Annotated in this window: 8 protein-coding genes and 1 pseudogene; 1 reads left to right on the top strand and 8 read right to left on the bottom strand. The window is 42.5% G+C overall.

What is annotated here, in order from left to right; all coding sequences use genetic code 11:
* Positions 1 to 116: 116 nt before the first annotated feature.
* From proB to HWQ58_RS14325, 7 genes and pseudogenes are all read right to left on the bottom strand, one after another.
* Positions 117 to 1,226 (bottom strand): glutamate 5-kinase, encoded by a 1,110-nt coding sequence (proB, locus tag HWQ58_RS14355; protein ID WP_292863395.1) that lies wholly within the window; start codon positions 1,224 to 1,226, stop codon positions 117 to 119.
* 311 nt (positions 1,227 to 1,537) lie between these two features.
* On the bottom strand, positions 1,538 to 2,077 hold the full coding sequence (locus HWQ58_RS14350; protein ID WP_104907767.1) for a YqeG family HAD IIIA-type phosphatase: 540 nt from the start codon (positions 2,075 to 2,077) through the stop codon (positions 1,538 to 1,540).
* A gap of 53 nt (positions 2,078 to 2,130) precedes the next feature.
* Positions 2,131 to 2,755, bottom strand: a pseudogene (locus HWQ58_RS14345) (hypothetical protein).
* A 239-nt stretch (positions 2,756 to 2,994) separates the two neighbouring features.
* Positions 2,995 to 3,567, bottom strand: a complete 573-nt coding sequence (locus tag HWQ58_RS14340) for a DUF3727 domain-containing protein (protein ID WP_292863392.1) — start codon at positions 3,565 to 3,567, stop codon at positions 2,995 to 2,997.
* Between the two features lie 141 nt (positions 3,568 to 3,708).
* Positions 3,709 to 4,206 (bottom strand): Holliday junction resolvase RuvX, encoded by a 498-nt coding sequence (gene ruvX / locus HWQ58_RS14335; protein WP_292863389.1) that lies wholly within the window; start codon positions 4,204 to 4,206, stop codon positions 3,709 to 3,711.
* Entirely contained in the window at positions 4,187 to 5,443 is a 1,257-nt protein-coding gene (locus HWQ58_RS14330; RefSeq protein WP_292863386.1) for a GNAT family N-acetyltransferase, read from the bottom strand. The genes ruvX and HWQ58_RS14330 overlap by 20 nt, the downstream gene beginning before the upstream one ends.
* Positions 5,444 to 5,651: 208 nt before the next feature.
* A complete protein-coding gene (locus HWQ58_RS14325; RefSeq protein ID WP_104907762.1) occupies positions 5,652 to 5,858 on the bottom strand; it encodes a hypothetical protein in 207 nt (68 codons plus the stop codon).
* Positions 5,859 to 5,947: 89 nt separating this feature from the next.
* Here HWQ58_RS14325 and HWQ58_RS14320 point away from each other — a divergent pair, with 89 nt between their 5' ends.
* Positions 5,948 to 6,091, top strand: a complete 144-nt coding sequence (locus HWQ58_RS14320; RefSeq protein ID WP_292863384.1) for a hypothetical protein — start codon at positions 5,948 to 5,950, stop codon at positions 6,089 to 6,091.
* Here HWQ58_RS14320 and HWQ58_RS14315 read toward each other — a convergent pair.
* On the bottom strand, positions 6,088 to 7,068 hold the full coding sequence (locus tag HWQ58_RS14315; RefSeq protein ID WP_292863381.1) for a LysR family transcriptional regulator: 981 nt from the start codon (positions 7,066 to 7,068) through the stop codon (positions 6,088 to 6,090). The two genes, HWQ58_RS14320 and HWQ58_RS14315, sit on opposite strands and share 4 nt — an antisense overlap.
* Positions 7,069 to 7,158: the final 90 nt, after the last annotated feature.

Here is a 7,158-nt window from a genome sequence, read left to right as displayed (position 1 = left end):
CTCCTTGCACTTAGTTGTGGTTTTGACATTCATATTTCCAGGTGCAAGATGTGAGTTGAGTCATAATATTTTTTACTCTCTCAGTTAGTCGTTACGAAATTTATCTTATTTCCATTTTAAGTCAAAACCAAATTATCCCGATGAATCACGGTTTCTGCACCGGCATAACCTAAAATTGTGGAAATTTCCCGCGAATGACAGCCGCGAATCTTTTGCAGTTCATTGCTGTTGTAATTTACAAGTCCTCTGGCAATTTCGTTACCGTTAGTGTCACATAATTGCACAGCATCCTGTGTGTCAAATTCTCCTTCTACTAGCTTAATTCCAGCTGCTAATAAGGATTTTCCCGCTAGAGAAATTGCTGCGATCGCACCTTCATCTAAATACAATTTACCCGCAGGTACAAGTCCGTAAGCTATCCAACGTTTACGCGCCGAAGTTGGTTCCGGTTGCGGTTCAAAATGTGTCCCAATAAGTTCACCTTGAATAATTTTTTCAATATTCCGGGGAAATCGCCCTTGGGTAATTACAGTCCGCACTCCCGCCGCGATCGCAATCCTCGCAGCCGAAATTTTTGTCACCATACCGCCAGTACCCCACCGAGAACCTTGGGAACCTGTTTGTATTTGTAATTGAGCTAATTCTTTAATGCTACTAACTAGAGCGATCGGCCGCGCATCTGGTACAGAACGCGGATCGGCTGAGTACAGCCTATCGACATCGGTAAGTAAAAATAGCCAATCTGCTTTTACTAAGCTGGCAACCAATGCTGAAAGAGTGTCATTATCACCAAATTTTAGTTCGTCTATTGCTACGGTATCATTTTCATTTACTATGGGAATCACTCCCAGCCCCAATAGTTCTTGAAAAGTGTTGTAGACGTTGAGATAGCGGCTGCGCTGTACCAAGTCACTACGAGTCAGTAATACTTGAGCTATCGCCTGTTGCAAGGTAGTAAATAAATCATCATATATCCGAATTAACCTGCCTTGTCCAACTGCTGCTACAGCCTGTTTGAGTGCGATCGCCTTGGGACGTTCAGTTAAACCCAACCGCGCACAACCTACGCCTACAGCGCCAGAAGAAACCAAAATCACCCGATGTCCCTGGCGTCTTAAATGGCAGAGTGTTTCCGCCAAAGTAGCGATGGTAGAAAGTGCTAATTGTCCCGTTTCAGGTTGAGTTAGGCTAGAAGTGCCGATTTTGACAACAATTGTTTTAGTCATTGGTCATTAGTCATTAGTTATTGGTCATTAGTCACTTGTACTGAGCGTAGTCGAAGTATTGGTCATTAGTAACTGACGAATGACAACGGACAAATGACAACGGACGAATGACAACGAACGAATGACTAAAACAATTGTAAAGCGCCAATCCCTCTATAGTGAAGGTTGACGCTTTACGGAAGTATATTTACTTAGTATGAGTTAGGGTCTTTTTTGGCTGACCCCATGTTATTAATACTTATGATCCCCGATTTTTTGGTTCCAATAAGATTTCTTAATTATTTCTTTAGATTTACTTTCCTGACGATTTCTCAACTTTTGTGAATCTTCTTTTTCTTGGGAGTAATAGAAGCTCCCAGAATTTCAGATATCCAAACTTCAAAGTTGCGGACGGGATGAGAGCGGAGAGCCGCGTCGGCATGAACAATGGGTTCGACTAAAATGGTAAACATTCCCAGGCGATTACCTGCTAAAACATCGGTAAACAAGCGATCGCCTACCATTCCCACTTGATGCACTGGTAAATCCATTCCCCTAAGTGCTGCTCTAATTTTGCGTCGGGAAGGCTTAGCTGCACCTAAGTAGTAAGGTAAGTTGAGCGATCGCGCAATTCCACCAATTCGGGCTTCACTGAGGTTGTTACTCACTAAACACAGTGCAGTACAGGTGCGGATTTGCTCCACCCACTCTCGTAGTTCTGGAGAAGCTATCCCGACTGTAAAGGGTACTAAAGTTTCATCTACATCCAATACCAGCCCTTTAAGCCCGTATTTTTGGATAATATCTGGTGTTAGGTTCAACACTGAACCCTCTAAAATCAAATCAGGCTGTAAAAAATTGTTCCAGACCATAATCAACAGTCAAATGTAGATAGGTAAGACAAATGAGCATAACCCAATATAGTTTAGTTAGTCGAACTCCATCCTGGAATATCTCCCTGAACATTTTGAGATAAAATTCCCAAAATCTTATCTATTTCTTTGATGTAATAATTACTCAAATCAATAAATATATCGTTTTCTTCTAACTTCAAAAACTTCCAAATATCCCCTGTTGTTACCGCACCATAAATTTTTCTGATTTCATTTCCTTCTTGTTGATTAAACAATTGTGCTGCCAACATTGCGGCTGCACATTGACCTAATCCACCTTTAATATTTTCATTTTTGGCTTCAATAATAACCACCACTGGCACATTAATCGTTAGCTGTTCTCTAGAACGACTGATGATAAAATCACAGTATCCATTCAGACCTTTTTCTACATCTACATTAAAATATGTTCCCGAAAATAAGCTAATTGGATAATTAGCCCTGCGTCTTACCTCCAACAAGCGGAGTGATAATCATTTCTGAGCGAGCTTTTTCAGTATTAATTGCTAAAGCTAGTTCTGTAGTCTCTTCTAAAGAGTTTTTGAGTTTCTCACTTGCCTGTAAAGGTTCTATGTCAGCACATAAATCAGTTTTTTCATCAATGCGGATGCTGAATGACTTTTTAAATTTACTTAATGTAAAATCGCTATAAGCCATTTTCAGCAACTCATACCAATTTTGGATTTTGGATTTTAGATAATGGAATTAAAAATCTCTACCAACTAAAATGCTTTTTCCAGGATTTTAAACAATACTAATTGTCACAATTGAGTGTTAGTGTTTCATTGCTTGCACATTTAATGAGACATGGTAAAAGATGTAAGTAGATTGTGCTGACAAGGAAATTCACAATTAAAAAATCCAAAATGAAAATGTTACATTTTGAATTTTTAATTTTATTCCACTTCATTAAAAAGATGTTCCTCTAACAGAGGTTGAACTTTGCGGAACTCCTCTGGAGAAAGTAATTCCGGCTCACCTGTTTTTGTTATCCGTGCAAAAAACAACAGGGGATCTAGGGGTGTATAAATTGCATACTCCTGATCTTCATCATAGAAGCTAGCGAGTAGCTGTAATTGTTCTGGCTCTAAATCTGCCCCTTCGTCTTCGATTTCTAAGGTGAACAGTTCTGATTCTTCCACTGGCGGTAAATCACCTGCAACAGTCAGAGCATAAGCTGTGTTCTTTAATATCAAATTTTGCTCAGATAGTACAGCTTGGGCATTAGCAAAAATTTGCTCAATTATCGTGTCATCTTCTACCAGAACCGCTTCTTCTTCCTCACCGTCCCCTTCCCAAGAAAAAATTTCTACAGGTGAGTCTACAGGAAGAAGCAAAACGTATTCTTGTCCATCTACCTCTAGGGAATGCTCTACATAACAGTCGAGCGATCGCCCTTTGTCATCGGTTAAAGTGATGGAACCCGCATGAGCGTTATCATTTTCTTCAGGAAATGGAGAGGAAAACATAGCCGAAATGTAGAAATTTAATAAATACCAGCAAGTTTGAAAATCGCTTAACTATTTAATGACATATTATGTTAATCAAATAGCTTTATACGTAGATACAACTGCTGGCTAATCGTTTTCAGAATATCATGTTAAAAGGTATCAATATTCAATACTCGCAACTGAGCTACGGGAGTTGGCACGTTTAACATCCAGCCATTGTTGCAAAATCAAAGCGGCTGCCTTGCGGTCAATCAAAGCTTTATGGCGTGATGGGGAGCGGTTTTCAGCTATCAGCAGTTGCTCTGCTTGAAATGAAGTTAATCGCTCATCCATATATTCCACAGGCAGATTAAGTGCTTTAGCAAGTCTTGTAGTAAATTTTTGAACTTGACGAGCCTGAAATCCTAGTGAGCCATCCATTGAATAAGGTAAGCCCATAACTAGAACTTGCACCTCACGTTCATTAACTATTTGTCGGATTTGCTCGACATCCTGCTCAAAAGATGCACGCTCAATTGTGGTAATACCCGTGGCAATTAAACCCGTGCGATCGCATCCAGCCACACCAATCCGCTTGCGACCAAAATCTAGTCCCAATGCGGAAATAAACGGTTTTGGTTGCTCTTGGGATATCACACTAATTCTCCTGCTGTCCATCTGCTGATTCAGCAATCGGCGATGTTTCTATGCTAGGGTTTTTTACCGAAAAGTTAATCGGTTCTGGCTTGCTTGGCAGAGGTTTATCTGACGATGGTAACTTTCCTGGTTGTATCCATGACATCCCACCTGGTATAGGTTTACGAGTAGGTTGTAAACCTTGCAGCATATCAGTCCACTGCATTCCTTCTAAGGAGACGAATTTAGACTCTCGTAGCTTATGCCACACAGAGCGAGACATCACTAATGTATGTTCTATGCGTTTTGCCCCAATTCGCTCCAAATATTCTTCTCGTTCTGCCTGATAGTCTGAGGAGGCTAGTTGTAACCCTTGCTGAGGAAAATCTTGGGCAATACGAGCCAATTGAGATAGTAATTCTGGATAAAGCCAGGTGTAAGCAGGATGAACTGTCAGCGTTGCAGCATGGGGAACTTCACCCTTGCGATCGAGTTGCACCTGAAAATAGCCGATCGCAGCTTTGCGTTGCGGTTCAAATACGTAACCACTGACTACTTCTGTTTTGGTCAGCCATTGCTTGACTGCATCAGTTAAAGCGCCGAATAAGCTGGTTTTAAAGTCGCGGGTATTGCGGTCAAAAACCTGACGTACCAGAGGTGGCATCGATGCCGTATCTAATTGATATAGCAACTGGGCATCAGCATTACTCACAGGTAAGAGGTTGGGCAAGTCTGGCTCTGCTTGTGCCAATTCAGCCAGTAATTCTGGTCCAATTTCCCAGTATGTCATTTCTGCCAGACGCTGGAATCCATTTTGCCGATATAGTGCCAGCGCCTCTATGTCATTGATATTAACTTCCAGTAGCCAAGTGCGAGCTTCCAAAATCGACTCAAAACAATGACGCAAAAGTTGCGAACCAATTCCTTGTTTATCGACACCACGTTCTAGTAGCACTTGATCGATCCGCCAAGTACTGCGTGTGCGGTTAAAAGGTGACACTTGAACCATCCCTAAAAGTATCCGCCCTTGCTCCGCGACATAGGCACAGAGGCGATACTGTAGCGGGTTAGGAAACCAACTTAAAAATTTGAGTAATCCATACCAGCGACGCAGCCTTTGCATCTGGCTGATGGCAAAACCTGCTCCCTTGGGAGTGAGGGCTGCGAATGACTCTTGAGTTATGCGCTCGATTCCATCCAGATCCCGGTATTGGACTGGTCGAATAACAACGCTGAGGTTTCTGGGAAGTAATGAAGTCATTTTAATTCGAGCCGCCATTTAGCCTTAACTAACTGCTCTTCAAAGGAAGGAACTGCTGCAATAATCTTAACCAGTTTCTGCTCTCTACTATTGTGCCAAAAGGGTGATTTTAGTAACTTAATACTTAAAAAGCAGAAAAAGCAGACCTTGTGAGAACACCATTGGCATTGACCCAACAACATCTGCCCTTATTTTATTTGAATTTTGATTAAAATTTGTATATATTTTATAACCCTTGCCGAGAAACTAGCTTTTCAAAGTGGGCTTGGGTTTGATGGAGTAATTGGTGGCGACTATCTACCAGTGTTTGCTTCAGCGTTGGAACAAGATTGCGAGCTTGTAGAGTCATGTGAAGTTGCAGGTTGGCGACATATTCACTGAAATCTTGATTCATTTCATCTGCGCCCGCATCCGTTAATAAATTTGATTCCATTGCCACTGTGTTCTCCTGTGTTAATCCTGTGCTGTCTCTCTTCATGACCAAAAACTATCACGTTGTTTGGACTAACTTCTTAATTTGCAATGAAGTTTAACGCTTTTTTAGGGATAGCGATCGCAGTAGGGTTTGGGTTTGAGGTGGGAAATTTGCTTTCAAGAGGGCGATCGCCAGAAAAGCAAACGTTGTTAGACTCCTTTTTCGCCAGGGCTGAAACTCTTATTGGTTAATTAGCAGGCGATGCACAACGTTCTGCTATCTCTTGAACTACCGTGAGGAATTGGCGCAGCAAGATCGAATCGGTCGGTGCTGGCTCTAACAAAGCCTTGATATCTGCCCGTCGCCACACCACCGCAATTGCTCTTGTAAACGGGGCATCTTGAAGCTCTCGGTACACTACTCCTTGACGTTGAAGCGTTTGCACGTTGTCCGGTAGAATCGAGACACCTACGCCTGCTGCCACTAAACTGAGGTTGATCACCATCCAAGTTGCTTTGACCGTTTCCAGCAATGTTGGCTTGAATCCCTGAAGCTCAAATTGCGATAAGATCACTTCGTAGGAGGGCACCGCGTCAAGCGGTGGTAAAATCAGCTGCTCGTGCTTGAGTGCTTCAAGTGAAATGTATGATCGCGCCGTCAGGGGATGATCTTCTGGCAATGCGACGACAAAGGTCTCTTGCACAATCGGGAGAAAGTTGAGAGTTGAATCACCTGAGTAAGGATTGGGCAGATGTTCAAATCCAACATCGATGGAGTTATCCCGTAGTCCTTGGATCATTTCCTCGATCGTCATTGATCGCAGTTCTAATTCCACGTTCGGATAACGATCGCGAAAGGTTTTGAGAATATCTGGTAGTAAACTATTGGCGATCGCAGTGTTCACCACCACAACCAGCTTGCCAATTTCGCCACGGCTCGCTTCCTGTGCCCGTGTCACCGCCCGTTCGAGGGCTGTTGTGGCAATTCTTAGCTCCGTGAGAAACACTTTTCCCGCCGCCGTCAACACCGGAGGGCGACGAGTGCGATCAAAGAGTTCGACGCTCAAGGCCGCTTCCAGGGCGGCGATCGTTTTGCTGAGGTAGGATTGTTCCACATCTAAACGTTCAGCCGCTTTGCTAAAGCTTTTTTTATCGCCCGTTTCTGCAACAAGCTCCATAAAATAGTGTAGCTGTCGCATTTCAAGCTGATTCCAAGGTCGAAGGCTCATTTCACGGAAATAGTATGATTAAAATGTCATACTAAGATAATCAAAATCCTCTTACTATCATAGTAGATAATCTTCTAAGCTTGCTTTCAT

This window comes from Nostoc sp. LPT (assembly GCF_017115165.1).
Taxonomy (GTDB): Bacteria; Cyanobacteriota; Cyanobacteriia; order Cyanobacteriales; family Nostocaceae; genus Nostoc.
Note: the sequence above shows the minus strand (reverse complement) of the source record. Positions and strands in the feature narration are given on the sequence as shown.

Bases quoted from the DNA above. Each gene is read 5' to 3' on its own strand.
- proB (WP_292863395.1), bottom strand. From the start codon at position 1,226: ATGACTAAAACAATTGTTGTCAAAATCGGCACTTCTAGCCTAACTCAA.
- HWQ58_RS14350 (WP_104907767.1), bottom strand. From the start codon at position 2,077: ATGGTCTGGAACAATTTTTTACAGCCTGATTTGATTTTAGAGGGTTCA.
- HWQ58_RS14340 (WP_292863392.1), bottom strand. From the start codon at position 3,567: ATGTTTTCCTCTCCATTTCCTGAAGAAAATGATAACGCTCATGCGGGT.
- ruvX (WP_292863389.1), bottom strand. From the start codon at position 4,206: ATGGACAGCAGGAGAATTAGTGTGATATCCCAAGAGCAACCAAAACCG.
- HWQ58_RS14330 (WP_292863386.1), bottom strand. From the start codon at position 5,443: ATGGCGGCTCGAATTAAAATGACTTCATTACTTCCCAGAAACCTCAGC.
- HWQ58_RS14325 (WP_104907762.1), bottom strand. From the start codon at position 5,858: ATGGAATCAAATTTATTAACGGATGCGGGCGCAGATGAAATGAATCAA.
- HWQ58_RS14320 (WP_292863384.1), top strand. From the start codon at position 5,948: ATGAAGTTTAACGCTTTTTTAGGGATAGCGATCGCAGTAGGGTTTGGG.
- HWQ58_RS14315 (WP_292863381.1), bottom strand. From the start codon at position 7,068: ATGAGCCTTCGACCTTGGAATCAGCTTGAAATGCGACAGCTACACTAT.